Genomic DNA, 25855 nt, shown 5'->3' with positions numbered 1-25855 from the left:
ACAAAACGGGAAACTCGGTGGTGGAGGAATGCTGTGCCAGGCTGGAAGAGCAGCCCGGTTGGGCCTATCTGGAACGCCCGTTCCTCTCCTGTCAGGGATCCCGATGAAATATCTTCACACGATGCTCCGTGTCTCCGATCCGGAGGAGACGATCCGCTTTTTCGAGCTGCTCGGCCTTCGCGAGATCAGGCGGATGGAAAATGAGCAGGGGCGCTTCACCCTGATCTTCCTCGCCGCCCCGGGCAACGAGGAGGCGCAGGTCGAGCTCACCCACAACTGGGACGGTCCGCCGACCGCCCTCTCCCCCGGAGAGGGCTCCGCAGCGCGGGGCGCTGCGGACCTGCCGGACGGCTATGGCGAGGGCCGCAATTTCGGCCACCTCGCCTACGAGGTCGACAATGTCTACGAGACCTGCCGCCGCCTGATGGACGCGGGCGTGACCATCAACCGGCCGCCGCGCGACGGTTGGATGGCGTTCGTTCGCAGCCCGGACAATATCTCGATCGAGCTGCTCCAGAAGGGCGACAGGCTACCGGTCCAGGAGCCCTGGGCGTCGATGCCGAACGTCGGCCACTGGTGACGGACGCCGGCTGGCCCGACGCCCGGTTGGAAGGCCTGCTCGGCAGCCGCCATCCGATCGTCTGCGCGCCGATGGCCGGCGCCGGCGGAGTCGAGCTGGCGGTCGGCACCATCCTCGGCGGCGCGGTCGGTTCGCTCCCGGGAGCGATGCTCGACCCCGAGACCCTGCTCGATCAGGCAAGGCAGGTCCGTGCGCGCGCCGGCGGGCCGATCAACCTCAACTTCTTCTGCCACAAGATGCCCGAGCCGACGGACGATACGGCGTGGCGCGCTCTGCTCGAGCCCTTCTACGTCGAACTCGGCGTGGCGCCGTCGACCACCGCAATATCGGTGCGCAAGCCCTTCGATGAAGCCATGTGCGCCGCCGTGGAAGCGGCTCGGCCCGATCTGGCCAGCTTCCATTTCGGCCTGCCCGCTCCTTCGCTGCTTGAGCGGACCCGTGCCACGGGCGCTCGCATTCTCGCGACCGCGACCAGCGTCGAGGAAGCCCGTTGGCTTGCCGAACGCGGCGTCGACGGCATCGTCGCCCAGGGATGGGAGGCGGGTGGCCACAATGGGCGTTTCCTGGGCGCGCCGCCCGAGACCCAGATGGGCCTGTTCGCCCTCCTTCCCCAGATCGTCGACGCGGTCGACCTGCCGGTCATCGCCGCCGGCGGGATCGCCGACGGCCGCGGGATCGCCGCCGCTTTCATGCTGGGTGCCGCCGCCGTCCAGATCGGCACGGCCTATCTGCGCTGTCCCGAGAGCCTGATCGGCCCCGGCCACCGCGCCGGCCTCGCGGGTCCAGGCGCCGATCGGACTGCCTTTACCAATGTCTATAGCGGTCGGCTCGCCCGCGGCCTGCCGACCCGCCTCACGGAAGCGCTCGGTGCCGTTCCTGGGAAGGTCCCGCCTTTTCCCTTCGCCGCAGCGCCGCTGGCGCCGCTCGCCCGCGCCGCCGCTGAGCGCGGCGAGGACGGCTTCTCGCCGATGTGGGCCGGCCAGTCGGCGCGGCTTGCGCCGGAGCTGCCCGCGCGGGCGCTGACCGAGAGGCTCGCCGCCGACGCACTGGCCCTGCTCGGCGGAAAGGGATAATCTGATCCGATGCTCGACATCGTCCGAATCCCGGTTCTCAGCGACAATTATGTCTGGCTGGTGCACGAGCCCGAGTCCGCCGAGACGACCGTCATCGATCCGGCCGTCGCCGATCCCGTGCTTGCGGAGGCGGCGCAGCGGGGCTGGCGCATCACCCAGATCTGGAACACCCACTGGCATGGCGATCACACCGGCGGGAACGCCGCCATCAAGGCAGCGACCGGCGCCTTCGTCACCGGTCCGGCAGCCGAGGCGGAGCGGATTCCGACGCTCGACCGCCGCGTCGGCGAGGGCGACACGGTCCGCCTCGGCGGCATCGACGCCGAGGTCCTCGAGGTTCCTGCCCACACCGCCGGTCACATCGCCTATCATCTGCCGTCCGAAGCGGTCGTCTTCGTTGGCGACACGCTGTTCGCGATGGGCTGCGGCCGGCTTTTCGAGGGGGAGCCGGAGCAGATGCACGCCAATCTCCAGCGGCTGGCGGCACTGCCGGGCGAGACGAAGGTCTATTGCGCCCACGAATATACGCTATCGAACGGGCGCTTCGCGCTGACGGTCGAGCCGGACAATGCGGCTCTCGCAGAGCGGATGGCGGCGGTCGAGGCCGCGCGCGGTGCCGGCGAGGCGACCGTGCCGACGACGATCGCGCTCGAACGCGACACCAACCCCTTCATGCGCGCGGCGACGGTCGAGGAGTTCGCCCGGCGCCGCGCGGGCAAGGACGCGTTTCGCGGCTGAGGCTTCGGAGCAAAGCGGCTTGCCGGAAGTTTGACCGGAAGGAGGCCCTGGATGAAGCTTGCACTCGCAACCCTGCTCGCGGTGGGAATGGTCGGTTGCACCGCCGAGAACGAGCTAGGCTCCGCGGCGGCGCCTCCCTCGCAGGCGCTGACGGCCGAGCTCTCCGGCCGCACCGCCGGCCAGCCGCTTCCCTGCGTCAGTCAGCGCGATCTGCGCGGCAATCGCAGTGTCGGCAACGAGGCGATCCTGTTCGAAGGACCCGGCGACGTCGTCTACGTCAACCGGCCGCCGGGCGGCTGCGCCACCCTGAACAGCGGCCGCACCCTCGTCACCCGCACCACCAGCGGACGCCTCTGCCGCGGCGACATCGTCACCATCGTCGATCCCGTCAGCGGTGTCGATTTCGGCTCATGCGGCCTCGGCGACTTCGTCCCTTATCGACGCGCGGGCTGAGACCGCGGGACGAAGGGAAAGCTACTTTCTGTAAAGCGCGTCCAGCCGTTCGCCGTAAATGTCCTTGATGACGTGGCGCCGGATCTTGATCGACGGCGTCAGCTGCTCGTTCTCGACCGAGAAGGGCTCGTCGGAGATGATGAATCGGCGCACCTTCTCGATCACCGAAAGCTCGGCATTGACCCGATCGACGGCGGCGGCGACGGCGCGGACGAAATCGGGGTCGGTCTTCATCCGCTCGAAATCGCAGCTGCGCCGGTTCGCGGCGCACCATTCCGCCGACCATTCCGGGTCGGGCACGATGAGTCCGACCAGATAGGGGCGCTTGTCGCCGACCACCATCGCCTGGAGGATCTCGGGCTGCAGGGTGAGCATGCCCTCCACCTTTTGCGGCGCGACGTTGTCGCCTTTGTCGAGGACGATGATGTCCTTCTTGCGGTCGGTGATGACGATCCGGCCCTTGGCGTCGATGTGACCGACATCGCCGGTATGGAGCCAGCCGTCGATCAGGGTGCGCTCGGTCTGGGCGGGATTGCGCCAATAACCCTGCATCACCAGCTCGCCGCGGACGAGGATCTCGCCGTCGCCGGCGATCTTCACCTCGGTATTCTTCAGCGGCGGCCCGACCGTGTCCATCTTGAGGCCTGCGCTCGGCCGGTTGCAGCTGATCACCGGCGCCGCTTCGGTCTGGCCGTAGCCCTGTAGCAGGGTGAGGCCGAGGGAATGGAAGAAGATGCCGACCTCGGGGTTGAGCGGCGCGCCGCCGGAGACCATCGCCTTGATTCGCCCGCCGAAGCGCGCCGCCACCTTCGGTCGGAAGGCGCGGCCCAGGATGAAGTCCATCGGCCTGTCCCACAGCGGCACCGATCCGGCATAGTCCTTCGCGCCGATGTCGAGGGCGCGGCGCATCATGAAATTGGCAACCTTGCCCTGTTTCTCGACATTCTTGAGGATTCGCTGGCGGAGCACCTCGAACAGCCGCGGCACCACCACCATGATCGTCGGCCGCACCTCCTCGATGTTGGAGGCGAGCTTCTCAAGCCCTTCCGAATAATAGATTTGCGCGCCCAGTCCGATCGGGAAGAGCTGGCCGCCGCTATGCTCGTAGGCATGGCTGGCCGGAAGGAATGACAGGAAGACCTCGTCGTCCCAGCCGAAATCCTCGGAGATGACCGCGGTGCAGCCCTCGACATTGTGGAGGATGGCGCCGTGATGCTGCATCACCCCGCGCGGCGCGCCGCCCGTGCCCGAGGTGTAGATGATGCAGGCCAGGTCCTCGCGCGTGAAGCCCGATTCCATCGTGCTCGGCGCGGCGTCCTGTTCCGCTGCGAGCAGTTCCGACCAGTCATGCAGCTGGATATTGCTCGTCTGGCCGAGGCCGGAGGGCGTCCGCTCGATCATCACGACATGCTCGCAATAGGAGCTGCGCGTCGCCGCCGGCAACAGCGGCTTTGCCAGCTTCTGGGTCGAGACGATCACCGCGCGAGCGCCGCTGTCGTCGATGATATGCTGATGGTCCCGCTCGGTATTGGTCGTGTACGTCGGCACGGTCACGCAGCCGGCCGCCATGATGGCGAGGTCGGAGATCAGCCATTCGGGCCGATTCTCCGAAACCAGCATCACGCGATCGCCGCGATCCAGCCCGAGCCGCTTCAGCGCGGCGGCCAGCCGGGCGACCTGCTCCGCCGCCTCGCGCCAGCTGACCGATTCCCAGCGGCCGCTCTTCTTCGCCCACAGGAAGGGCGCTTCCCCTTTCTCCGCTGCCCGGGCGAGGAACATCGCCACCAGATTGGGAAAATGTTCGAGCTCCCGCATCACCCCTCCGAACAAGCGCGACGCTAGCGCATTGCTTTTGCGCCCTCAGGCCGCGCCTCATCCTAGAGCATCGCAAGGAAAAGTGGATTCCCCAATGCGCGGGGATCCCGCGACGACCGTCGCGGCGGAAGCGGCCGTGATACGCAGCCCCGGAGGTCGGACCTCCGAGGCCCGCCTCACTCTACCAAGCCGACACCTTCACTCCGCGGATCCGCCGCTCCGACCCAGCGTCCGCCGACCCGCTCCACGGCATTGGCCTTGTAGCCCGGCTCGACCAGGACGACCTCATGGCCCATCGCCCGAAGTGCGTCCGCCAGCGATTCGGATCCGGCGGCACGCTCGATCAGGGCGCGGTCGCCGAGGCCCATCACCTGCGGCATCGCGATCGCGTCCTGCGCCGACATGTCCCAGTCGAGCACCCCGATCAAAGCCTTCGCCACCTGTGCAACGATCGTTGTCCCGCCGGCTGCCCCGACGGCGATCCGGACCTCGCCGTCCGGCCCGTAGACGATGGTCGGCGACATCGAGCTCATCGGCCGCTTGCCGCCTTCGACCCGGTTCGCCACCGGCGCTCCATCCTCCTCGGGGGCGAAGCTGAAGTCGGTCAGCTCATTGTTGAGGAAGTGCCCATTGGCGGTGAGGCCCGAGCCCCAGGCGCCTTCGATCGTCGAGGTGTAGGAGGCGACGTTGCCGGCCGCATCGACCGCGACGAAATGGGAAGTGGAGGGCACTTCTGCGGCAACGCCCGGCGTGCGTGCCGGCGCCCCCGCGGGGCGCCCAGGCGCGGCATGGTCCATCGCCCGGTCGGGCGAGATCAGGGCCGAGCGCGAGGCGAGATACGCCTCGTCCATGAGACCGCGAAACGGCACCTCCACGAAGTCGGGATCGCCGACATAGGCGTCGCGGTCGGCATAAGCGAGCCGCATCGATTCGGCGATCAGGTGCCAGGCCCGGGGATCGTCACGGCCGAGCGCGCGCAGGTCGAACCGTTCGAGCTGCTTCAGGATCGCAAAGACGGTCGTGCCGCCCGACGAAGGCGGGCTCATCCCGCAGATCCGGTACTGGCGATAGCGGCCGCACAGCACCGGCCGCTCGTGCGCCTGGTAGGTGGCGAGGTCGTCGCGAGTCATCGGCGCAGGATTGCGCTCCGCCGTCCGCACCGCCCGCACCAGCGCCTCGGCAGCGGCACCCGTGTAGAAGTGCTCCGGACCGCGCGCCGCCACCTGCTCGAGCAGGTCGGCGAGCTCCGGATTTCGCACGACGGTCCCGACCGGCTTGGGCTGCCCGTCCGGCTGATAGAATTGCGCCCGGCCCCAATCGGTCAACCGTGCCCGCGCGTCGGGGCTGGAGAGCCCCCGATGCAGGCGCGGCGTTATCCGGAACCCGTCACGGGCGAGCCGGATGGCCGGCGCAAACAAGCGGGCCCAGGGCAGCCGGCCATGCCGCTCATGCGCCATCTCGATCAGCCGTAAATTGCCCGGCACGCCGACGCTGAGGCCTCCGGGGATGGCATCGCGGCGGCTCCGCGGGCGTCCCTCTCCGTCGAGGAAATAGGCGGGCGTTGCCGCCGCGGGCGCGGTTTCCCGGCCGTCGAAGCCGGTGAGCTCGTCGGTCTGGGCGTCATGATGGACGAGGAAGCCGCCGCCGCCGATGCCCGAGGATTGCGGCTCGACGACGGTCAAGGCGAGCATGACGGCCGCTGCGGCATCGGAGGCGCTGCCGCCGGCCCGCAGGATTTCCATGCCGGCTTCGGCCGCGCGTGGATCAGCGGCGGAGACGGCGCCGCCGGCCGCCGAGGCCGGGGCTGGATCGGCGATGACGGGCTGCGTGGCGCAGGCGCCGAGCAGCAGGGCGAAGACGAGGAGAAGGCGCTGGAGCATCGGTCTCGCTTAAAGCATTGCGCTGAACGGTGGGAACCTTGAATTCGCGGAAGACAGCCGCGCCGTCTCAGACACGCCCGCGGACTGCCACCGTCAATTCATTTCCATGACAGGCGGTGCGATGACAAAGAATTGGGCCTGCTCGGCGGGAGGCGGCTCAGGCGTGGGTCAGGCGATGCCACAGCCCGCTGAACGGGATCCGGCCCTTCTTCCAGGCTTTCTCGTGGAAGAAGAAAGCCACCGCATTCACGCAAGGCTCCAATATGGCGATGCCGCCGGCAATCTCCACCGATCCGGTGAGCAGATAAGCGACGCTGAACCCGATCGTCAGGTGGATCGCGAGATAGGTCAGCGTCTTGATGAGATCGCGGGGCATGGCCCGGCATCAACTAGGTGCCGCCGCCACCGGTTCCAGAGGAAAATCTCGCTCACTCTGATCGTTTCTCGCTGCCGACCGCTTCACGAACGTGGGCGAAGCCCTCGATCAGCAACAGGCGCTTGAGTTCGGCGGCGATCAGGGCGGCGAGCTCGGGCCCCTGATAGACGAGCGCGCTGTAGAGCTGCACCAGGCTGGCGCCGGCGCGGATGCGGTGGAAAGCGTCGACTCCATTCTCGATCCCGCCGACCGCGATCAGCGGAAGCCTTCCTCCCGTCGCCTTGCGGAAATCGCGCAACCGCTCGAGCGCCAGGTCCTTGAGCGGCGCCCCGGAGAGCCCGCCCGATTCGTCCCGATGGCGGGAACGGAGCGGCGGCCGGGTCACGGTCGTGTTGCTGACGATCAGCCCGTCGATCCCGGCGTCGATCGCCGCCCTGGCGATATGGTCGACATCAATGATTTCGAGGTCGGGGGCGACCTTGAGGAAGACGGGCGGCGGGCGGCCGCGCGTCGCCGCGCCGGCGGCCGCCCCGCGGCGCGCCGTGGTCACGGCGTCGAGCAGGCTCTCGAGAGCACCCTTGTCCTGCAGCGCACGCAGTCCGGGGGTGTTGGGCGAGGAGATGTTGATGGTGAGAAAGTCGGCGACGCCGGCCATCGCCCGCACGCCGGCTTCATAGTCGCCGATACGGTCGCCGCTGTCCTTGTTGGCGCCGATATTGACGCCGACGATCCCGGCGCGCCGGCGCGTGCGCAGCCGCGCCAGCGCCGCCACCTGGCCCTGATTGTTGAACCCCATTCGGTTGATCACCGCGCGGTCCTCGACCAGCCGGAACAGCCGTGGTCTCGGATTGCCTTCCTGCGGCAAAGGCGTGAGCGTGCCGATCTCGACGAAACCGAATCCGAAGCCGAGCATCTGCCGGAACACCTCGGCATCCTTGTCGAACCCCGCTGCAAGTCCCACCGGGTTGGGGAAATGCAGGCCGCCTATGTCGGTCGCCAGCACCGGATCGTCGCGGGCCGGCGATCCGGGCGGCAGCCGCCGCAGCGCCGCGATCGTCCACCGATGAGCCCGCTCCGCGTCGAGCGCGAAAGCGAACGGCCGGATCAGGGGATAGAGCGCCATGGCCCGCGCATATGGCAAAGGCGGGGACGCGGGTCGAGGGGAAGCGGATTGCCGGCAAACCGGGGCCACTTCAGGGCTCTCCCCAGTCAGATGTGAACCAGTTGGATGGGGGGAAACCGCTTGATTCCGACTGCCCTCGCGCCCAAATGCCCAATCGGAACGAATCAGTCCGATTGGAGATCATGCGCCTCACCAGCCTCGCCGATTATGCGGTCGTCATGATGGCCGCCGCCGCCCGGCACCCGCCGGGCGCGCGCCTGTCGGCGACCCTGCTCGCCGAGGAAACGCGCCTTCCGCTGCCGACCGCGCAGAAGCTGACCGGGCGGCTCGCCGCCGCCGGCCTGCTCGAGACGGCGCGCGGCACCGGTGGCGGATTTCGGCTGGCGCGGCAGGCTGGCGAGATAAGCCTCGCCGACATCGTCGAAGCGGTCGAGGGGCCGATCGTGATGACGACCTGCGTCGACACCGAGCGCCACGAATGCGCGCTCGAGGGCTGCTGTCAGGTCCGTCCGCACATGAACGTGGTCAATGGTGCCGTGCGCGGCGCGCTGGCGGGGCTCAGCCTCTCCAGCCTCGCGCAGACGGCCGAGGTGAAGGCATGAGTGAAGTCCGTAACCGCGAAGCGCTGGAGGCGGCTGAGCGCGCCGCCAAATACGAATGGGGCTTCTCTTCGGAGGTCGAGCAGGAGTTCGCACCCAAGGGGCTCAGCGAAGAGACCGTCCGGTTCATCTCGGCGAAGAAAGCGGAGCCGGAGTGGATGCTCGAATGGCGGCTCAAGGCCTATCGCGCCTGGCTGACCATGGAGGAAGTGACCTGGGCGAAGCTCGACATCCCCGAGATCGATTTCCAGGACGCTTATTATTACGCCGAGCCCAAGCAGAAGCCGACATTGGCCTCGCTGGACGAGCTCGATCCGGAGATCCGCCGCACCTACGAGAAGCTCGGCATTCCGATCGAGGAGCAGAAGGTCCTGGCCGGCGTCGAAGGCGCCCGCAAGGTCGCGGTCGACGCCGTCTTCGACAGCGTCTCGGTGGCGACCACCTTCCGCGAGGAGCTGAAGAGGGCCGGGGTCATCTTCCTCTCCATCTCCGAGGCGATCCGCGAATATCCCGATCTGGTTCGGAAATATCTCGGCTCGGTGGTGCCCCAGCGCGACAATTATTTCGCCTGCCTCAACAGCGCGGTCTTCTCCGACGGCACCTTCGTCTACGTGCCGGAAGGCGTACGCTGCCCGATGGAGCTTTCCACCTATTTCCGGATCAACGCGGCCAATACCGGCCAGTTCGAGCGCACCCTGATCGTCGCCGACAAGGGCAGCTACGTCTCCTATCTCGAAGGCTGCACCGCGCCGATGCGCGACGAGAACCAGCTCCACGCCGCGGTGGTCGAGCTCGTCGCCCTCGACGATGCCGAGATCAAGTACAGCACCGTCCAGAACTGGTATCCGGGCGATGCCGAGGGCAAGGGCGGCATCTACAATTTCGTGACCAAGCGCGCTCTGTGCGCCGGCGCCCGCTCCAAGGTCTCCTGGACCCAGGTCGAGACCGGTTCGGCGATCACCTGGAAATATCCTTCCTGCATCCTCAAGGGGGAAGGAAGCGTCGGCGAATTCTATTCGGTCGCGCTCACCAACAATCGCCAGCAGGCCGATACCGGCACCAAGATGATCCATATCGGCGCGGGCAGCCGGTCGACCATCGTCTCCAAGGGGATCAGCGCCGGCAAGTCGAACAATACCTATCGCGGCCTCGTCCGCGTCAATGGCAATGCCGAGAATGTCCGCAACTTCACCCAGTGCGACAGCCTGCTGCTCGGCGACCAATGCGGCGCCCACACCGTGCCCTATATCGAGGTGAGAAACCCTTCGGCCCAGATCGAACATGAGGCCACCACCTCGAAGATCAGCGACGACCAGCTCTTCTACGCGATGAGCCGCGGCCTTTCGCAGGAGGAGGCGGTCGCCCTCATCGTCAACGGCTTCGCCCGCGAGGTGCTGCAGCAGCTGCCGATGGAATTCGCGGTGGAGGCCCAGAAGCTGCTCGGGATCAGCCTGGAGGGGAGCGTTGGCTAGTCCCTACTATTTTGAGTCTACGACCTACTGGTCGAGCGGCGATGAGGACGCTCACTTCGCCTGGATGAAAACAATCGCCGGGGTCCGCGGACTTCGCGGCGAGGGGCGCAAGCTGTTCCTCGATATCGATCAATCAGCGCTGACGGATGAGTCCTTGCGTGAGCTTCGGGCCGTGTATCGCCGCTACGGTGGTGATCTCAGTCAGCTCGAAGTTCTAGGCCCTCGGTAAACGGATGACCATGCTCAAGATCATCAACCTTCACGCCTCCGTCGACGAGAAGCCGATCCTGAAGGGGATCAGTCTCGCCATCCGGCCCGGCGAAATTCACGCCATCATGGGCCCGAACGGCTCCGGCAAGTCGACTTTGTCCTACGTCCTCGCCGGCCGTCCCGGCTACGAAGTCACCGAAGGCTCGATGACGCTCGATGGCGAGGACCTGCTGGAGTTGGAGCCGCACGAGCGGTCCGCCAGGGGCCTCTTCCTCGGTTTCCAGTATCCGGTCGAGATACCAGGCGTCTCCAATGTCCAGTTCCTGCGCACCGCGGTCAACGCCCAGCGCCGGGCGCGGGGCGAGGCGGAGCTTTCGGCCGGCGAGTTCCTGCGCGTCGCCCGCGAGCAGGCGGGCGCGCTCGGCTTCGACATGGACATGATGAAGCGGGGCGTGAATGTCGGCTTCTCGGGCGGCGAGAAGAAGAGGAACGAGATGGTCCAGATGGGGATCATCGATCCCCGCCTTGCCGTGCTCGACGAAACGGATAGCGGCCTTGACATCGACGCGCTGCGTGTCGTCGGCGAGGGCATCAACCGGATCATGCGCAAGCCCGACAAGGCGGTCCTGCTCATCACCCACTATCAGCGGCTGCTCGACCTCGTCCGGCCCGATTTCGTCCACGTCCTCGCCGGCGGCCGCATCGTCCGCTCCGGCGGCGCCGATCTCGCGCTCGAGCTCGAGCGCGAAGGCTATGGGGAAATGGCGGCGTGACGACCCTCGTCCTCCCGTCCAACCGCGAGGAAGGCTGGCGCTGGAGCGATCTCTCCCAGCTGCCGAAGCTTGCGCAAAGGCAGCCGACCGGAGTTGCGCCAGACGACTTTCAGTGGATCGGGACCGAGCGCGAGGGTCCGCGCCTGGTCTTCGTCGACGGACAGCTGGACGCGGCGCGCAGCCAAGTCGGACCGCTGGCCATCGGGCCTGTCGACGTCACGGCGTCGGACCATCCGCTCGGCGCTCTGGCCGGCCGGTCGGGCTGGAAGCTGAAGCTCGGCCGCGACCATGCCCCGCACGGCCTCGTCCAGATCGTCCACGTCTCGACCGGCGCCGCCGATCATCTCGCCGCAGAGGTCGAGCTGGATGTCGATGCGCAGGCCTCCATCGTCGAGACCTATGTCGGCGACGGCTGGGCCAACCGCCTCACGGGCATGCGCCTGTTCAAGGGTGCCCGGCTGATGCTGAGCCGGCGCCTGATCGGCTCGTCCGGCTTCGTCAGCCTCACCGATCGGGCCGAGATCGGAGAAGGCGCCAGCCTGATCGTCGCCACGCTCGCCGCCGGCGGCGCCGACACCCGGCTCGACGGCCGCTGCGAGATCAGGGGGGAAGGCGCCTATGCCGAGGCCGCCGCGGCCCTGCTCGCCCGCGGCCGGCAGCGCCACGACGCCAATCTCGCCATCCGGCATGACGTCGCCCGCGGCATGAGCCGCCAGGTCTGGCGCTCGGTCGCCGACGATCTTTCCGCCTGCTCGGTCGCCGCCCGCGTCGAGGTCGCCCGCCATGCCCAGAAGACGGATGGCGAGCAGTCCTTGAAGGGTCTGCTCCTCGCCCGCTCGGCGACGATCAACGCCAAGCCCGAGCTCGAGATCTTCGCGGACGACGTCAAATGCGCCCATGGCGCCACCGTCGGAGAGCTCGACCGCCACGCCCTTTTCTATCTCCAGAGCCGCGGCATCGACCCGGAAGAGGCCCGCGCCTTGCTCACCCGCGTCTTCGTCGCCGATGCCCTCGACCGGATCGGCGAGGAAGCGGTCCGCACTGCCTTCTATGCCGATGTGGAAAATTGGTTCGGCCAATCCCAGGCTTGGGTCGTCCCGAGCGAAGTCGAGGGGCGCGTGCGATGAGCCTTTGCCACCGCCCGGCGTCTCCGACGAGCGGGAGCCTGTAGAATGGCCACCGCGCTCAGCACCCGTCCGCTCGACTGGCTCGCCGACTTCCCGGCGATCCCGAAGGACTGGTCCTATCTCGACACCGCCGCCACCGCGCAGAAACCGCAGCCGGTAATCGATGCCATCACCCGGGCCTATTCCGAGACCTACGCGACGGTCCATCGCGGTGTCTATCAGCGCTCCGCCGACATGACGCTTGCCTTCGAGGCGAGCCGCCGCCGCACCGCGGAATTCATCGGCGCCGCCGCTCCGGACGAGGTCGTGTTCGTCCGCGGCGCCACCGAGGGGATCAATCTCGTCGCCCAGAGCTGGGGCGGCACCAATCTGAAGGCCGGGGATCGTATCCTGCTGTCGGTGCTCGAGCATCACAGCAACATCGTTCCGTGGCAGCTGGTCGCCGAGCGCACCGGCGCCGAAATCGACGTCGCGCCGCTCACGCCGGACGACCGCATCGATCTCGACGCGGTCGAGGCGATGCTGACCGACCGTCACAAGCTGGTCGCCCTCGCCCACGTTTCGAACGTGCTCGGCTCCGTACTCGACGCCCGGCGCGCCGCCGCGCTCGCCCACCGCGTCGGCGCGAAGCTGCTGCTCGACGGCTGCCAGGCGGTGCCGCGCATGCCGGTGGACGTCGCCGATCTCGATTGCGACTTCTACGTCTTCTCCGGCCACAAGCTCTACGGCCCGACCGGCATCGGCGTGCTGTGGGCGCGGGGCGAGCTGCTCGAGTCGATGCCGCCCTGGCAGGGCGGCGGCGCGATGATCGACAAGGTGACCTTTGATCGCACCACCTTCGCCCCGCCGCCGGCGCGGTTCGAGGCCGGGACGCCGCACGTCGTCGGCGTCGTCGGCCTTCATGCGGCGATCGACTATGTCGAGGGCATCGGCCTCGCGGCCATCGCCGCGCACGAGACGGCTCTGGTCCGGGAGACCCGGGAGGCGCTTTCCGGGCTCAACAGCGTCCGCCTGTTCGGTCCGGACGACAGCGCCGGCATCGTCAGCTTCGCCCTCGAGGGGGTGCATCCGCACGACATCGGCACCATATTGGACGAGGGACGGGTGGCGATACGTGCCGGCCATCATTGCGCCCAGCCGCTGATGGCGCATCTCGGCGTCGACGCCACCGCCCGAGCGAGCTTCGGCGTCTATAACGGCCACAAGGATGTCGAGGCGCTGGTCCGCGGAATCGAGAGAGTGACGAGAATATTCGGATGAACGAGCAGAGCAGGATCGAGACCGAGGAAGTTGGCGAGCCCGCCAAGCCTCCCAAGGCGCGCGTCGCGGACGCGGGAGAGAGCGCGGCGGACAGCTTTGCCCGCAAGCGCGACTATCTCGAAGGCTTCCTGTCGCAGCCGCCGCGGCCGACGGAGCCCGAGCCGGTCGAGCCGGGCGGCGACCTTTACGAGGACGTCATCGGCGCGCTCAAGGAGATTTATGATCCCGAGATACCGGTGAACATCTACGATCTCGGCCTCATCTACAGCGTCGAGATCACGCCCGATCATCATGCCCGCATCCTGATGACCCTGACGACGCCGCATTGCCCGGTCGCCGAATCGATGCCGGGCGAGGTCGAGCTCCGCGTCGGCGCCGTCCCCGGTATCGGCGATGCCGAGGTCGAACTGGTCTGGGACCCGCCCTGGGACCCGCAGAAGATGAGCGACGAAGCCAAGCTCGAGCTTGGGATGCTGTGAGACATTGGCTCTCCCCCGGAGGGCAGAGGACAGAGCAGGAATGACGGAAACGACCACGACAAGCCGACGCCCGCGTCCCGCCGCGGTGCAGCTCACGACGGCGGCCGAGCAGCGCATCGCCGACCTGATGGCGCGTGCGCCGGCGGGATCGGTCGGGGTCAAGCTGTCGACCCCGCGCCGCGGCTGCTCGGGCCTTGCTTATTCGGTCGATTATGTCGCCGAGGAGCAGCCCTTCGACGAGAAGATCGAGACCCCCGGCGGCACCTTCTACATCGACGGGGCCTCGGTCCTCTATCTGATCGGCTCGACGATGGACTGGCGCGAGGACGATTTCACCGCCGGCTTCGTCTTCGACAATCCCAACGCCAAGGGCGCCTGCGGCTGCGGCGAGAGCTTCACCGTCTGACCAGCCGTCGCCCCTGAGCGCTGCCCTGAGCAACGCCGCAGGCGGCGAAGGGGCAGGGCTCCAAGCCGACGTCGATGGCCCGCTCTGGCGGGGAGGGTGCGTCACTGGCTCGGCAGATAGCCAGCGCCGCGCCACCTTCACAACCGCCTCTCCGACGCGCATTCTTCCCCGGGGAGGACGTCCATGCGCCGCATTGCCATCTGCCTCGCTCTTGCCGCCGTCCTGGCCGGCCCCGCTGCCGCCAATGACGGCGCCGCCGAGCGGGCGGCGGGCGGGCTCGTCTTCGTCCAGAACGACGATATCGACATGGTTTCGGAGGACCTCTTCATTTCCGCCCGGCTGGTCCGAGTCCGCTATCTCTTCCGCAATTCCAGCCCACACGACGTCCGGATCACCGTCGCCTTCCCGATGCCCGATCATGACCTGGCCGAGCCCGTCGAAGGAGACCTGGTCTGGCCCGCCGATTTCGTCACCGAGGTGGACGGCCGGCGCATTCCGACAGACGTCGAGCGCCGGGCGTTGCTCGCCGGCGTCGACCGAAGCGACATCCTCGCCGGCCTCGGCATCCCGATCGCCTATCATGGCGACGAAGCCGGGGCGGTCCGTCTCTTCGAACGGCTCGGCCGTCTGTCGCCTGCCGAGTTGCGACGCCTGGCCGAGCTCGGGCTGGTCCGGCAGGAGGCGGACGGCAGTATCTCCCCGCTGTGGACGGTCAGGGAGACCTGGTATTGGGAGCAGGCCTTTCCGGCCGGCCGCGACGTCGTCATCGAGCATCGTTACACGCCCGGCGCGGGCGGGACGGTGGGCACCGCGCTTCATATCCCGGAGCTGCGGGATTCCGAACAGGGCCGTGCCTGGATGGAGCGCTTCTGCATCGACGCGGAATTCCTGCGCGCAGTCGATCGCCTCGCTGCCCGCCGCCCGGACCAGCTCGTTCCGGAGACCTGGGTGAGCTACATCCTCACCACCGGCGCCGGCTGGCGCTCGCCGATCGGCGAGTTCCGGCTCGTCGTCGACAAGGGCGCGCCGGCGAATCTCGTCAGCTTCTGCGGCGAGGGCGTGCGCCGACTCGACGCGACGCGGTTCGAGATGCGCCGCGCCAACTGGCGCCCCGACCGCAATCTCGACATCCTGTTCCTTGGCGCGCCGGCGGGCCTTAGCGAGTGATGTCCGCCAGGAACGGCCCCGGCCCGCCCGTCGCCCGGGGGAGCCTCAAAAGCTCAGGCTGAACCGCATCGCGGCGCCGAGATCGTTCGGCATCGCCTCGATATGGCCGGGCTCGCGCCGCAGGAAGGCGTTCACCCCCGCATAGCCGGCGCCGCCGAGCAGGCTGACGCCATAGGCCGCCTCGAAGTCGATCTCGCGGCCCGTCGGCGCGAGGCCGAAGGTCCGCCGCTCATAGCCGACGCTGAGATCGCCATAATCGTAGGAGACCGGCGCGTTCAGCAGATAGCCGCCGCCGCGCACGCGCAGCGGCTGCATCACCCGAAAGGCGAGCCGGTCGCCCGCGGCGAAGGCATGACTGCGGCCGAGGTCGAGCGACCATGCGTCGGTCGAGAGCCGTCCGCCGGCAACGAGACCGGCACCGCCGGGCATCGTCGTCCAGCCGCGGCGATAGCTCGCTCGGGCATCCCAATCGGCCCCGAGGCGATAGCCGGCCACCGCATCGGCGAAATAGCTGGTCGAGCCGCCCGGAGCGAAGGCGAATCGCCCGCCGAGCACGGTCTGCGCCTCACCCAGGCGGGACAGGCCGAGCGACAGGTTCCAGCGGCCGATCCGGCGATCGGCGGTCATTGCGGCCAAGCTGTAGCCGGGCTCGCGCAACGCGGCACCGGCGAAGCCGGCGACCGGCTCGTCCGGCCGGTACACCCGGCCCCGTTCCGCCGTCACGGTCAACGCGACCGGCCCCAGATCCTGGCGCAGGCCGATGGCGACGCCGCTGTCGCCGTGGAAGCCGGACCGATAGAGCGGATCGCGCGCCACCAGGAAGGGTGTCCCGGACTGGCTGGCGAGCCGCTGCTGCAGCGTCCGTCCACTCTCCGAGAAGCCGAGTGCGAGCGCCGTGCGCGGTGTCAGCCGGCTCAGCGCATGACCGGCCACCGCGCGCGCCTCGCGCGCATCCTCGTAGCTCAGGCCGGTCTGGGCGAGGCCGATCTCCGGCCGGCCACTCAGGTTGCGGCGCATCGTCACCGACACGGTCGTCCCGCCGGCGGCGGCATGGCCTGTGGTGAGGCCAGCCTGCAGCCCCTGCTCGAGCGGGCGCTGGATCGGCGCCTGGCTCAGGCGCTGGGCGATGTCCGCGACATAAGCGCGCGAATAGCCGTCCAGAATGACGATTCCGGCCATCTGGCCGCTGGCGTCGCCCATCGTCTCCGAGCCGCCCCCCTCGCCGAGCTCCTCGATCGGCGTCCCGCTGCCGGCAAGCGCCAGGCTCCCCTGCGGCTGGAAGGCGCGGGCGATGTTGAGGATGCCGTTGCCGAAGTGGGAATCGCGGCCGGCGGCGCCGGCATCGTCGGCGGTGGTCAGCAGCAGCTCGACGATCTGACGACCACTGAGATTCGGGAAGGCGCTGGCGAGAAGGGCGGCGGCGCCGCTGATCACCGGCGCCGAAAAGGACGTCCCGGACCAGGCGGTGGCGCGGCCGGCTTCGTCCACCGTCCGCACGCCGACGCCGAGCGCCACCAGATAATGCGCCGCGCCCGAGCCGGCGCGATTCGAGAAGCTCGCCATGTTCCGTGCCGAATCCATCGCTCCGGCAATGACGACATGGCCGTTGCCGGCCTGCTGTGCCGTCTGCAGCGCGAAACTGCTGGGATCGGCGGTGCCGTCGTTGCCGGCCGAGATCACCACGACGACCCCCGCCGCGGCGGCGCGGCCGACGGCGCCGATAACGCTGCTGCCGACTCCCTCGCCGCCGAGCGAGATGTTGATCACCCGCGCGCCGTTGGTGCGGGCGATGTCGATCGCCCGGGCGATGTCTCGGTCGCCATGCTTGCAGCCGTCGTCGGTGTCGCAGTCGTTCGGATTGGCGGTGTTGAGCGACAATATCTGCGATTCAAAGGCGATTCCCATCGCGCCCGAGCCGTTGCGGTTCATCGCGATCACGCCGGAGACGGCGGTTCCGTGCCCTTCCGTGTCGGTGACGCCCCGACTGGCGGCGACGTCGCGGCTCGCCGGGTGGATCCGGCCGGCAAACTCGCCGAGGGACGGATTGATGCCCGAATCGATGACACCGACGGTGACCCCTTGGCCGCGCCCGCCCGCTTCCCAGGCGGCAATGGCGCGCGAGCTCACGGCGCCGTTCGAGTTGCGATATTCCGCTGTGTTGTAGTTGATCGTCGTCGTCGCCGGCGGGGGAGGTGGCGGCGGCGGTGCCGGCGGGGGCGGCGGCGGCGGTGCCGGGGGCGGCGGCAGGTTCGAGATCGGCTCCGGGCGCGGCCCGCCGCCGCCACCACCGCAGGCCGACAGCGCGACCGCAGCCGCGCACGCCGTCAGGATCAACTTCGTCCGGGCGGCCGACTGGGCCATGCCGATCTCCTAAGCAATTCAGTTTTGCGGAAAAATCCGCAGCGCTTGTACGGCGAACATGCTTTCTGAAGGCTTAAGATTTGACTTGCGAGCGGCTGCGGGAGTTCCGGATCCCCTCGTCGCCCATGTTCGCTGCGAAAGGCCGGGGTCTCCCCGAAAGGCCATCACGCTTTCCCCTCGCGTGCGCAGTCTCTAGGGGGGCGGCGATGGACCGTCGCCTTGCCCAAGTTGAAAGCTGGATCTTCGATCTCGACAACAGCCTCTACCCGGCGTCGCTCAACCTGTTCGATCTCATCGACGAGCGCATGGGCCTGTACATCCAGCGGCTGCTCGGCTGCGATGCGGTCGAGGCGCGGCGGGTCCAGAAGGGGCACTTCCTCGCCCACGGCACCACTCTCGCCGGCCTGATGGGCGAACATGGCATCGATCCGCATGAATTTCTCGACTTCGTCCACGACGTGGATCTTGCGCGCCTGACGGCCGATCCGGGCTTGGTGGCCGCGCTCGACCGTCTGCCGGGCCGCAAGTTCGTCTTCACCAACGCGGACGAGGCCTATGCCCGCCGCGTGCTCGATCGGCTCGGTCTGGCCAATGCGTTCGACGGCATGCACGATATTCACGCGATGAACTACGTGCCCAAGCCCCACCCGAACGCTTACGCCGCCATTTGCGAGCGCAACGGGATCGATCCGGCCCGCGCCCTCTTCGCCGACGACATGGCGCGCAACCTGACGCCCGCCAAGGCGATTGGCATGACAACGGTCTGGGTCGACAACGGCTCCGAGCGGGCCGGCCACGATGCCGACCCGCAGGCGATCGACTTCACCGTCAACGATATCGGCGCCTGGCTCGCCGAGATACTGGAGGAAGAGCGGGCATGAGCGAGGATCTTCGCCGGACGATCGACGAAGCGTGGGAGGCGCGCGAGAGCGTCGGCGCGGAAACCCGTGGGACCGTTCGCGACGCGGTCGACGAGGCGATCAGGCGGCTGGATGCGGGCGAAGCGCGGGTGGCGGAGAAGGGCTCCGACGGCTGGCAGGTCAATCAATGGCTCAAGAAGGCGGTGCTGCTTTCCTTCCGTCTCAACTCGATGGAAGGAATTCCCGGCGGTCCGGGCGGCGCGATGTGGTGGGACAAGGTTCCGTCGAAATTCCTCGGCTGGGACGCTGCGCGATTTGCCGAGGCCGGCTTCCGCGCCGTCCCGGGCGCGATCGTCCGGCGCGGTGCCCACATCGGCAAGGGCGCCGTCCTGATGCCGAGCTTCGTCAATATCGGCGCACATGTCGGCGAGGGAACGATGGTCGACACCTGGGCGACGGTGGGCAGCTGCGCGCAGATCGGCAAGGGCGTCCACATCTCCGGCGGCGCCGGCATTGGCGGCGTCCTCGAGCCGCTCCAGGCCGGGCCGGTCATCATCGAGGACGATTGCTTCATCGGGGCGCGCGCCGAAGTCGCGGAGGGCGTCGTCGTCGAGCAGGGCGCCGTCCTGTCGATGGGCGTCTTCATCGGCGCATCGACCAAGATCGTCGACCGCGCCACCGGCGAGGCCTTTCAGGGGCGCGTGCCGGCTTATTCCGTGGTCGTCCCCGGGTCGCTGCCCGGCAAGGCGATCCCGGGCCGCGGCGAGCCCGGCCCTTCGCTTTACTGCGCCGTCATCGTCAAGCGCGTCGACGCGCAGACCCGATCGAAGACGAGCATCAACGAGCTGCTGAGGGACTGAACTTCACCCCGGCTTGCCTTGTGGGGGATCGCGATTGCCACAAGCCTGGCTTATGGTTTCGACCGCAATTTCCGTGACGGCGTCCGGTCGATAGCCCGCTATGGCGGGCTCGATGCCGCCGCCTATCATCCTGCACATGGGCGCCCGCGATTGGGCCACCCTGATCCTCCTCGCCATCCTGTGGGGTGGCTCCTTTTTCTTCATCGACGTCGCGGTCGGCAGCGTCACGCCGATGTCGATGGTGCTCGCGCGCGTGGTCATCGCCGCGGCGATCCTGCTCGCTATTCTCAAGGCGACCGGTCGTCCCCTGCCCTTCGCCCGTGCCACGGCCCTGCCTTTCCTCGTGCTGGCGCTGTTCAACAATGCGGTCCCGTTCACCCTCTTCGCCTGGGGCCAGCAGCATATCGCCAGCGGCCTCGCCTCGATCCTCAATGCGACCACACCGCTCTGGGCCGTGCTCGTCACCCATTTCTTCACGGCGGACGAGAAAGCGACGCCGTTGAAGGTAATCGGGGTTGCGGTCGGCTTCGCCGGGGTGGCTGCGATGATCGGCGGCGATCTGCTGCTCGACATCGGCGGCGCCAGCCTGCTCGCTCAGCTCGCCTGCCTCGGCGCAACCCTCTGCTACGCGCTGGCCGGGGTCCATGCCCGCCGATTTCGCGCCATGGGCGTGCCGCCGATGACCGTCTCGGCCGGTCAGCTCCTGGCCAGCGCCCTCGTGATGCTGCCGCTGGTCCTGCTGTTCGAGCCGCCCTGGCGGGCTTCCGCGCCGACCGGCAGTGCGATCCTCGCCATCATCGGCCTCGCCACGATCTCCACGGCCTTGGCCTACATCCTCTATTTCCGGCTGATCGAACGGGCCGGCGCGACCAACGCGATCCTCGTCACCTTCCTGATTCCCGTCCCGGCGATCGCACTCGGCGCCCTCTTCCTCGGGGAGACGCTGGCGCCGCGCCATTTCGGCGGCCTCGCCCTGATCGTTCTCGGCCTCGCAGCGATCGACGGAAGGGTTTTCGCCCGAAGAAGACCCGCGACGACCGCGTGACGAAGACGTCCATTTCGCTTGCGAAAGCCGGAAGTCTGCGGCGCTGCGACTGAGCTTCGAACGCCGACTGGCCGCGCCAGCTCAGGTCCCCGCCTCGCGAAGCAGCCGCACCGCCCGGTCGCTCTCCCAGTCGGCCATGCCTGTCATCCGCCACACCTCGCGGCCCTCGGCGTCGTAGAGGATCGTCGTCGGCAGCGTATCGATCCTGAGTGACGTCATGAAGTCGAGATTCGGGTCGAGATACGGCTCGAGCTTCGCGAAGTCGCGCGCCGCGAAGAAGTCGGTCACCTTCTGCCGGCCTTGCATGTCCTGGCTCAGCGCAAGGACCGCCACCCGATCGCCCTCGCGGCGGGCGAGGCCGTCTAGCGACGGCATCTCGACGACGCAGGGGCCGCACCACGTCGCCCAGAGATTGACCAGGACGGGACGTCCGCGGAAGTCGGCCATTCGGGCCGGGTCGCCTTGCGGATCCTCGAATATCGTGTCGGGCGCCTGCGCGCCCGCGTGCGACCGATCGAGCCGCCCGGTCGGATAGGAGCGGGGTGGGGCCGACTCAGCGGCCTGGGCCGCGTCCGTTCTCGCCGGCGCTTCGCCTTGCGGGACCGTGGCCGTTTGCCTATCGCATCCCGCCAGCGGGAGGCCTAGGCCGAGTGCGAGGAGAGAGGCGATCACGAGCCGCAAGGATCAGGACTCCAATGCGATGTGGGGCGGGCGCTTCGCCGAGGGTCCCTCGGCGCTGATGCGCGAGATAAATGCCTCCATCTCCTTCGACAAGCGCCTGTGGCGGCAGGACATCGCCGCCTCGCGCGCCCATGTCGCCATGCTCTGCGCTCGTGAGATCGTCAGCCAGGAGGATGGCGACGCGATCGAGGAGGGGCTCGACCGGATCGAGGACGAATATCAGGCTGACGGCGTGCCGGAGGATCCGTCGCTCGAGGACATCCACATGCATGTCGAGCACCGCCTGGCCGAGCTGATCGGCCCGGCGGCTGGGCGCCTCCATACCGCCCGCTCGCGAAACGACCAGGTCGCGACCGATTTCCGCCTCTGGGTGCGCGACGCCATCGACGAGACCGAGCTGAGGCTCCAGGCGCTGCAGCGCGCCCTGGTGCTCCGCGCCGAGGAGCATGTCGGCACGATCATGCCCGGCTTCACCCACCTGCAGGCCGCGCAGCCGGTGACGCTCGGACACCATCTGATGGCCTATTACGAGATGCTGAGGCGCGACCGCTCGCGCTTCGCCGACGCCCGCGCCCGGATGAACGAATCGCCCCTGGGCGCAGCCGCCCTCGCCGGCACCTCCTTCGCGATCGATCGGGAGGCGACCGCATTGGCGCTGGGCTTCGATCGGCCGGCCGCCAATTCGCTCGACGCGGTCTCCGACCGCGACTTCGCCATCGATTATCTCATGGCGGCGACGCAGTGCGCGCTTCATCTGTCGCGCCTGGCCGAGGAGTTCATCCTCTGGGCGAGCCAGCCCTTCGGCTTCGTCACCCTCGCCGACAGCTTCTCGACCGGGTCGTCGATCATGCCCCAGAAGCGCAATCCGGACGCCGCCGAGCTGGTCCGCGGCCATTCCGGCCGGATCGCCGGCACCATGGTGGCGCTGGTGACCGTCATGAAGGGGCTGCCGCTCGCTTATTCGAAGGACATGCAGGACGACAAGCAGCCGGTCTTCGAGGCGCATGACCTGCTCGGCCTTTCGCTGGCGGCGATGGCCGGGATGATCGAAACCAGCCGCTTCAATGCGGACCGGATGCGGGCGGCCGCCGAGGCCGGACATCCGACCGCGACCGATCTCGCCGACTGGCTGGTCCGTCGGCTCGGTCTGCCGTTCCGCGAGGCGCATCACGTCACCGGCCGGATCGTCTGGGCCGCGGACGAGCGCGGCGCATCTTTGTGGGAGCTGCCGCTGGACGTCTTCCAGGCGGTGGATTCGCGGATCGGCGAAGAGGTCTTCGGCCTGCTGTCGCTCGAGGCATCGGTGAAGAGCAGGACCAGCTTCGGGGGCACCGCGCCCGCTTCGGTGAAGAAGCGGATCGAAGCCGCCAGGAAGGTGCTGGAGATGAAGTCGTGACGTCGCGTCTCTGGCTGCTCGGGATTCCGCTCTTGCTCGCCGGCTGCGGGCTTCGGACGCCGCTCGAGCCGCCTCCCGGCGAGACGCTGCCGCCGGCGCCGCCCGCGGCCGCGCGTCCGCTCACCGCCGAGGAGTTGCTCACCCCCCCGCCCATTGCCCGGCCGGAGCGTGTCGACGAGCTGCTGCGCCGCTCCGAGGAGCGCGAGCAGGACCGCTTTGACCTGCCGCCGGCGGAAGTGCCGCCCGGCGGCGACACGATCGACCCACAGGAAAGTGACCCGCAAGCATGAAGTCCATCAGGAAGGCCGTCTTCCCCGTCGCCGGCCTCGGCACCCGCTTTCTGCCGGCGACCAAGGCGATACCGAAGGAAATGCTCACGGTCGTCGACCGGCCGCTCATCCAATATGCGGTGGAAGAGGCGCTCGAGGCGGGAATCGAGCAGATGATCTTCGTCACCGGCCGCGGCAAGGACGCGCTTGAGGATCATTTCGACATCGCCTTCGAGCTCGAGGCGACCATGACGTCGCGCGGCAAGTCGCTCGACGCGCTCGACAGCACCCGGATGCCGGCGGGATCGGTCGTTTCGGTTCGTCAGCAGCAGCCGCTCGGTCTCGGCCATGCCGTCTGGTGCGCGCGCGAGATCGTCGGCGACGAACCTTTCGCCGTTCTGCTTCCCGACGATCTCATGGTCGGCCGGCCCGGCTGCCTCGCCCAGATGGTCGAGGCCTATGGGAAAGTCGGGGGCAACATCGTCTGCGCGCAGGAAGTCCCGCGCGAGCGCACCGCCAGCTACGGCATCATCACCCCCGGCGCCCAGGATGGCCGCCTCACCGAGGTCAAGGGTCTGGTCGAGAAGCCGAAGCCGGAGGAGGCGCCCTCGACGCTCGGCGTCGTCGGCCGCTACATCCTCCAGCCCGAGATCATGGAGATACTAAGCTCGATCGGCAAAGGTGCCGGGGGCGAGATCCAGCTGACCGACGGCATGGCCGCCCTGATCGGCCGCCAGCCTTTCCACGGCGTCACCGTCGATGCGGAACGTCACGATTGCGGCGACAAGACCGGCTTCGTCATCGCCAACCTGGCTCTCGCGCTCGGCCGCGACGATGTCGCGCCTGCGGTCCGCGCCTATCTTTCGAAGTTGGGACTTTAGGCGTCATGGAGGGCGCGTATCTCGCCAGCGACGGCGGGGTGCGCCGCCTCGGCCTCGACGAGGCGGCCGGCTGGGACGGGTCCGGCTTCCTCTGGATTCATCTCGAGGGACGCGACGAGATCGATCTCGCCTTCCTCAAGGCGCAGCACGACCTGCCTGACGTCGCCGCCGGCGCGCTGGCGGCGACCGAGACCCGGCCGCGCTGCGATCCGCTCGGCGAAGGCGCGATCCTCAACCTGCGCGGCCCTGGCGACCTTGACCCGGCGGATTCCGACAAGCTCGTCTCGATTCGCTTCTGGGTGATCGACGGCAAGGTGACGTCACTGAGTCGGCGACGCCTCGCCGCCACGCCGGACGTGATGGCATTGATGGACTCCGGCCATATTCGCGATTCGGGGGATCTCGTCGCTGCCTTCGCCAAGACGATCAGCAAGGCGCTCGATCCACAGGTGGCCGCGCTCGGCGACACGTTGGACGATGTCGAGAGCGATCTCCGGCCCAACGAGATCTACCGGCTGCGGCGGGTCATCACCTCCGTGCGCTCCGACGCGATCGGCTTCCGCCGCTTCGTCGCCCCCGATCGCGATGCGCTGCGCACCCTCGCCGAGATGGACTTCGACTGGCTTGCGGCCGATGACCGGCTGCACATCGTCGAGGCAGCCGATCGCTTTGCCCGGATGGCCGAGGAACTGGAGGCAGTGCGTGAGCGCGCCGCCTTGCTCCATGAGCAGATTACCGATCTTCGCGCCGAGCAGGTCGACCAGAGGGCGCTCTACATCGCCGTCGTCGCCTTCATCTTCCTTCCCCTCACCTTCATCACCGGGCTGCTCGGAATGAACGTGCAGGGCATCCCCTACGCCCAGGCGCCATGGGCCTTCTGGGGCGTGGTCGCCTTCTGCGCCGCGATCGGCGCCGCGGTGCTGGCCTGGTTCGTGCGACGGCAATGGCTCCGGCGGTAAGCGACGCGCCGTCAGGCTGCTTCCTGTGCGGGCGCCCGCTCGGCCGGCGGGTGGAATGGCACCATCCCGTGCCGAAGAGCCGCGGCGGCCGCGCGACCGAGCCGGTCCATCCTATCTGCCACCGCACCATCCATGCGACCTTGGACAACAAGGCGCTGGCCAGGAGCTATGCCGACCCTGTTTCCCTTCGCAGCCATCCCGAGATCGCGCGCTTCCTGTCGTGGGTCGCCGACAAGGCACCCGACTTCCACGCGCCGACGCGGCGGCGGCGTTAGAAACGAATATTATATTCGCCCCGCGCGGGACCGACGGATCCCGGACCGGGCGCGGCCGGATCAGGCCTCCAGCTCGACGTCCCAGTAGAGATAATCACGCCAGCTGTCGTGCAGGTAGTTGGGCGGGAATCGACGGCCATGCTCCTGAAGCTGCCAGCTGGTGGGTCGGTAGGGACGCCGGCGCAGATGCATGTGCGCCTCCCGCGGCGTGCGCCCGCCCTTCCTGAGGTTGCAGGGGGCGCAGGCCGTGGTGACATTCTCCCAGGTGGTGCGGCCGCCTTGGGCCCGAGGCACGACATGGTCGAAGGTCAATTCCTGCGGCTCGCCGCAATATTGGCAGGCGAAGCGGTCGCGCAGGAAAAGGTTGAACCGGGTGAAGGCGGGGTGCTCGGAGGGCCGCACATATTGGCGAAGCGCGATCACCGAAGGCAGGCTCATCTCGAAGCTGGGGCTGTGAACCTTGCGCTCATATTGGGCGACGATGTCGACGCGCTCGAGGAACACCGCCTTGACCGCGGTCTGCCACGGCCACAGGCTGAGTGGATAATAGCTCAGGGGCGTGTAATCGGCATTGAGCACCAAGGCGGGGCAGCTCTCGGGGTGCCGGAGAAGATCGGGATGGTACAAGGCTCAATCGGCTCCCGTTTCTCGGAGGGAATCCGAAAAACGCCGCCCTCGAAGCCTGTCGCACCCAGAACGAGGGAGATATCGGGCGCCTCGGCCTTCTTCTCCATGTT

The 25855-nt window shown here is 68.2% G+C and carries 27 protein-coding genes; 20 read left to right on the top strand and 7 right to left on the bottom strand.

Translation table 11 applies throughout. The features are described 5' to 3' along the window. Positions 1 to 103 precede the first annotated feature (103 nt). From DDE10_RS11635 to DDE10_RS11620, 4 genes are read left to right on the top strand one after another with little or no spacing between them, the layout of a single operon-like run. Positions 104 to 580, top strand: coding sequence for a VOC family protein (locus DDE10_RS11635; protein WP_114952932.1), 477 nt, complete (start codon positions 104 to 106; stop codon positions 578 to 580). Continuing rightward, the gene (locus tag DDE10_RS11630) at positions 577 to 1653 is read left to right on the top strand and encodes an NAD(P)H-dependent flavin oxidoreductase (RefSeq protein ID WP_284734606.1); all 1077 of its coding nucleotides are present in this window, start codon (positions 577 to 579) and stop codon (positions 1651 to 1653) included. Before DDE10_RS11635 ends, DDE10_RS11630 begins: the two co-directional genes overlap by 4 nt. Positions 1654 to 1662: 9 nt before the next feature. After that, complete coding sequence (gene gloB, locus DDE10_RS11625; RefSeq protein ID WP_114952931.1) at positions 1663 to 2391, top strand: hydroxyacylglutathione hydrolase; 729 nt, start codon at positions 1663 to 1665, stop codon at positions 2389 to 2391. 51 nt (positions 2392 to 2442) lie between these two features. After that, complete coding sequence (locus DDE10_RS11620; protein WP_114952930.1) at positions 2443 to 2844, top strand: hypothetical protein; 402 nt, start codon at positions 2443 to 2445, stop codon at positions 2842 to 2844. Between the two features lie 21 nt (positions 2845 to 2865). On the opposite strand, the gene DDE10_RS11615 is transcribed toward DDE10_RS11620, so the two are convergent. The 4 genes from DDE10_RS11615 to DDE10_RS11600 form a co-directional block, all read right to left on the bottom strand. After that, positions 2866 to 4659 (bottom strand): AMP-dependent synthetase/ligase, encoded by a 1794-nt coding sequence (locus DDE10_RS11615; protein ID WP_114952929.1) that lies wholly within the window; start codon positions 4657 to 4659, stop codon positions 2866 to 2868. A gap of 176 nt (positions 4660 to 4835) precedes the next feature. Then, positions 4836 to 6539 carry a gamma-glutamyltransferase gene (ggt, locus tag DDE10_RS11610; protein WP_114952928.1) on the bottom strand — a complete coding sequence of 568 codons (1704 nt, stop codon included), beginning with the start codon at positions 6537 to 6539 and terminating at the stop codon, positions 4836 to 4838. Between the two features lie 157 nt (positions 6540 to 6696). Beyond that, positions 6697 to 6915 (bottom strand): DUF2061 domain-containing protein, encoded by a 219-nt coding sequence (locus tag DDE10_RS11605; RefSeq protein ID WP_114952927.1) that lies wholly within the window; start codon positions 6913 to 6915, stop codon positions 6697 to 6699. Positions 6916 to 6967: 52 nt separating this feature from the next. After that, positions 6968 to 8038, bottom strand: coding sequence for a quinone-dependent dihydroorotate dehydrogenase (locus tag DDE10_RS11600; RefSeq protein WP_114952926.1), 1071 nt, complete (start codon positions 8036 to 8038; stop codon positions 6968 to 6970). A gap of 182 nt (positions 8039 to 8220) precedes the next feature. Between DDE10_RS11600 and DDE10_RS11595 the strand changes: the two genes are divergently transcribed. From DDE10_RS11595 to DDE10_RS11555, 8 genes are all read left to right on the top strand, one after another. After that, positions 8221 to 8640, top strand: coding sequence for an RrF2 family transcriptional regulator (locus DDE10_RS11595; protein ID WP_114953019.1), 420 nt, complete (start codon positions 8221 to 8223; stop codon positions 8638 to 8640). Continuing rightward, complete coding sequence (sufB, locus tag DDE10_RS11590; protein ID WP_114952925.1) at positions 8637 to 10109, top strand: Fe-S cluster assembly protein SufB; 1473 nt, start codon at positions 8637 to 8639, stop codon at positions 10107 to 10109. Before DDE10_RS11595 ends, sufB begins: the two co-directional genes overlap by 4 nt. A 239-nt stretch (positions 10110 to 10348) precedes the next feature. After that, complete coding sequence (gene sufC / locus DDE10_RS11580; RefSeq protein ID WP_114952923.1) at positions 10349 to 11092, top strand: Fe-S cluster assembly ATPase SufC; 744 nt, start codon at positions 10349 to 10351, stop codon at positions 11090 to 11092. Further along, positions 11089 to 12219, top strand: a complete 1131-nt coding sequence (locus tag DDE10_RS11575; RefSeq protein ID WP_114952922.1) for a SufD family Fe-S cluster assembly protein — start codon at positions 11089 to 11091, stop codon at positions 12217 to 12219. Before sufC ends, DDE10_RS11575 begins: the two co-directional genes overlap by 4 nt. A gap of 45 nt (positions 12220 to 12264) precedes the next feature. After that, entirely contained in the window at positions 12265 to 13479 is a 1215-nt protein-coding gene (locus DDE10_RS11570; RefSeq protein ID WP_114952921.1) for a cysteine desulfurase, read from the top strand. Further along, entirely contained in the window at positions 13476 to 13958 is a 483-nt protein-coding gene (locus DDE10_RS11565) for an SUF system Fe-S cluster assembly protein (protein WP_114952920.1), read from the top strand. The genes DDE10_RS11570 and DDE10_RS11565 overlap by 4 nt, the downstream gene beginning before the upstream one ends. 40 nt (positions 13959 to 13998) lie before the next feature. Continuing rightward, complete coding sequence (locus tag DDE10_RS11560; RefSeq protein WP_114952919.1) at positions 13999 to 14364, top strand: HesB/IscA family protein; 366 nt, start codon at positions 13999 to 14001, stop codon at positions 14362 to 14364. Positions 14365 to 14547: 183 nt separating this feature from the next. Next, positions 14548 to 15531 (top strand): DUF4424 family protein, encoded by a 984-nt coding sequence (locus tag DDE10_RS11555; protein ID WP_114952918.1) that lies wholly within the window; start codon positions 14548 to 14550, stop codon positions 15529 to 15531. Between the two features lie 45 nt (positions 15532 to 15576). Here the strand turns inward: DDE10_RS11555 and DDE10_RS11550 are convergent, their stop codons facing one another. Continuing rightward, positions 15577 to 17892 carry a S8 family peptidase gene (locus DDE10_RS11550; protein ID WP_114952917.1) on the bottom strand — a complete coding sequence of 772 codons (2316 nt, stop codon included), beginning with the start codon at positions 17890 to 17892 and terminating at the stop codon, positions 15577 to 15579. Between the two features lie 206 nt (positions 17893 to 18098). Here DDE10_RS11550 and DDE10_RS11545 point away from each other — a divergent pair, with 206 nt between their 5' ends. The 3 genes from DDE10_RS11545 to DDE10_RS11535 all read left to right on the top strand — a co-directional run bounded on the left by DDE10_RS11545 (position 18099) and on the right by DDE10_RS11535 (position 20657). After that, entirely contained in the window at positions 18099 to 18773 is a 675-nt protein-coding gene (locus tag DDE10_RS11545; protein WP_114952916.1) for a pyrimidine 5'-nucleotidase, read from the top strand. Continuing rightward, positions 18770 to 19612 (top strand): 2,3,4,5-tetrahydropyridine-2,6-dicarboxylate N-succinyltransferase, encoded by an 843-nt coding sequence (dapD, locus tag DDE10_RS11540; protein WP_114952915.1) that lies wholly within the window; start codon positions 18770 to 18772, stop codon positions 19610 to 19612. The genes DDE10_RS11545 and dapD overlap by 4 nt, the downstream gene beginning before the upstream one ends. Before the next feature lie 112 nt (positions 19613 to 19724). Continuing rightward, entirely contained in the window at positions 19725 to 20657 is a 933-nt protein-coding gene (locus tag DDE10_RS11535) for a DMT family transporter (protein ID WP_284734605.1), read from the top strand. An 81-nt stretch (positions 20658 to 20738) separates the two neighbouring features. Here DDE10_RS11535 and DDE10_RS11530 read toward each other — a convergent pair whose 3' ends face one another. Continuing rightward, positions 20739 to 21329 carry a TlpA family protein disulfide reductase gene (locus DDE10_RS11530; protein ID WP_284734620.1) on the bottom strand — a complete coding sequence of 197 codons (591 nt, stop codon included), beginning with the start codon at positions 21327 to 21329 and terminating at the stop codon, positions 20739 to 20741. A 28-nt stretch (positions 21330 to 21357) separates the two neighbouring features. Here DDE10_RS11530 and argH point away from each other — a divergent pair, with 28 nt between their 5' ends. The 5 genes from argH to DDE10_RS11505 are packed head-to-tail and all read left to right on the top strand — an operon-like array spanning position 21358 to position 25118. Further along, entirely contained in the window at positions 21358 to 22734 is a 1377-nt protein-coding gene (gene argH / locus DDE10_RS11525; RefSeq protein ID WP_114952914.1) for an argininosuccinate lyase, read from the top strand. Beyond that, on the top strand, positions 22731 to 23024 hold the full coding sequence (locus DDE10_RS11520) for a hypothetical protein (protein ID WP_284734604.1): 294 nt from the start codon (positions 22731 to 22733) through the stop codon (positions 23022 to 23024). Before argH ends, DDE10_RS11520 begins: the two co-directional genes overlap by 4 nt. Then, positions 23021 to 23884: a UTP--glucose-1-phosphate uridylyltransferase GalU gene (gene galU / locus DDE10_RS11515; RefSeq protein ID WP_114952913.1), complete on the top strand. Its 864-nt coding sequence runs from the start codon at positions 23021 to 23023 to the stop codon at positions 23882 to 23884. The genes DDE10_RS11520 and galU overlap by 4 nt, the downstream gene beginning before the upstream one ends. A 5-nt stretch (positions 23885 to 23889) precedes the next feature. Continuing rightward, the gene (locus DDE10_RS11510; RefSeq protein WP_114952912.1) at positions 23890 to 24843 is read left to right on the top strand and encodes a CorA family divalent cation transporter; all 954 of its coding nucleotides are present in this window, start codon (positions 23890 to 23892) and stop codon (positions 24841 to 24843) included. Then, a complete protein-coding gene (locus DDE10_RS11505) occupies positions 24828 to 25118 on the top strand; it encodes an HNH endonuclease (protein ID WP_114952911.1) in 291 nt (96 codons plus the stop codon). Before DDE10_RS11510 ends, DDE10_RS11505 begins: the two co-directional genes overlap by 16 nt. A 60-nt stretch (positions 25119 to 25178) precedes the next feature. Here the strand turns inward: DDE10_RS11505 and DDE10_RS11500 are convergent, their stop codons facing one another. Next, positions 25179 to 25745, bottom strand: coding sequence for an HNH endonuclease (locus DDE10_RS11500; RefSeq protein WP_114952910.1), 567 nt, complete (start codon positions 25743 to 25745; stop codon positions 25179 to 25181). Between the last annotated feature and the right edge of the window lie 110 nt (positions 25746 to 25855).

It is taken from the genome of Sphingosinicella terrae (assembly GCF_003347635.1).
Lineage (GTDB): Bacteria > Pseudomonadota > Alphaproteobacteria > Sphingomonadales > Sphingomonadaceae > Allosphingosinicella > Allosphingosinicella terrae.
Note: the sequence above shows the minus strand (reverse complement) of the source record. Positions and strands in the feature narration are given on the sequence as shown.

Bases quoted from the DNA above. Each gene is read 5' to 3' on its own strand.
- DDE10_RS11560 (WP_114952919.1), top strand. From the start codon at position 13,999: ATGACGGAAACGACCACGACAAGCCGACGCCCGCGTCCCGCCGCGGTG.
- DDE10_RS11550 (WP_114952917.1), bottom strand. From the start codon at position 17,892: ATGGCCCAGTCGGCCGCCCGGACGAAGTTGATCCTGACGGCGTGCGCG.
- sufB (WP_114952925.1), top strand. From the start codon at position 8,637: ATGAGTGAAGTCCGTAACCGCGAAGCGCTGGAGGCGGCTGAGCGCGCC.
- DDE10_RS11595 (WP_114953019.1), top strand. From the start codon at position 8,221: ATGCGCCTCACCAGCCTCGCCGATTATGCGGTCGTCATGATGGCCGCC.
- gloB (WP_114952931.1), top strand. From the start codon at position 1,663: ATGCTCGACATCGTCCGAATCCCGGTTCTCAGCGACAATTATGTCTGG.
- DDE10_RS11615 (WP_114952929.1), bottom strand. From the start codon at position 4,659: ATGCGGGAGCTCGAACATTTTCCCAATCTGGTGGCGATGTTCCTCGCC.
- DDE10_RS11510 (WP_114952912.1), top strand. From the start codon at position 23,890: ATGGAGGGCGCGTATCTCGCCAGCGACGGCGGGGTGCGCCGCCTCGGC.
- DDE10_RS11535 (WP_284734605.1), top strand. From the start codon at position 19,725: ATGCCGCCGCCTATCATCCTGCACATGGGCGCCCGCGATTGGGCCACC.
- DDE10_RS11605 (WP_114952927.1), bottom strand. From the start codon at position 6,915: ATGCCCCGCGATCTCATCAAGACGCTGACCTATCTCGCGATCCACCTG.
- galU (WP_114952913.1), top strand. From the start codon at position 23,021: ATGAAGTCCATCAGGAAGGCCGTCTTCCCCGTCGCCGGCCTCGGCACC.
- DDE10_RS11570 (WP_114952921.1), top strand. From the start codon at position 12,265: ATGGCCACCGCGCTCAGCACCCGTCCGCTCGACTGGCTCGCCGACTTC.
- DDE10_RS11505 (WP_114952911.1), top strand. From the start codon at position 24,828: ATGGCTCCGGCGGTAAGCGACGCGCCGTCAGGCTGCTTCCTGTGCGGG.
- DDE10_RS11635 (WP_114952932.1), top strand. From the start codon at position 104: ATGAAATATCTTCACACGATGCTCCGTGTCTCCGATCCGGAGGAGACG.
- argH (WP_114952914.1), top strand. From the start codon at position 21,358: ATGTGGGGCGGGCGCTTCGCCGAGGGTCCCTCGGCGCTGATGCGCGAG.
- DDE10_RS11600 (WP_114952926.1), bottom strand. From the start codon at position 8,038: ATGGCGCTCTATCCCCTGATCCGGCCGTTCGCTTTCGCGCTCGACGCG.
- ggt (WP_114952928.1), bottom strand. From the start codon at position 6,539: ATGCTCCAGCGCCTTCTCCTCGTCTTCGCCCTGCTGCTCGGCGCCTGC.
- DDE10_RS11545 (WP_114952916.1), top strand. From the start codon at position 18,099: ATGGACCGTCGCCTTGCCCAAGTTGAAAGCTGGATCTTCGATCTCGAC.
- DDE10_RS11555 (WP_114952918.1), top strand. From the start codon at position 14,548: ATGCGCCGCATTGCCATCTGCCTCGCTCTTGCCGCCGTCCTGGCCGGC.
- DDE10_RS11620 (WP_114952930.1), top strand. From the start codon at position 2,443: ATGAAGCTTGCACTCGCAACCCTGCTCGCGGTGGGAATGGTCGGTTGC.
- dapD (WP_114952915.1), top strand. From the start codon at position 18,770: ATGAGCGAGGATCTTCGCCGGACGATCGACGAAGCGTGGGAGGCGCGC.
- DDE10_RS11565 (WP_114952920.1), top strand. From the start codon at position 13,476: ATGAACGAGCAGAGCAGGATCGAGACCGAGGAAGTTGGCGAGCCCGCC.
- sufC (WP_114952923.1), top strand. From the start codon at position 10,349: ATGCTCAAGATCATCAACCTTCACGCCTCCGTCGACGAGAAGCCGATC.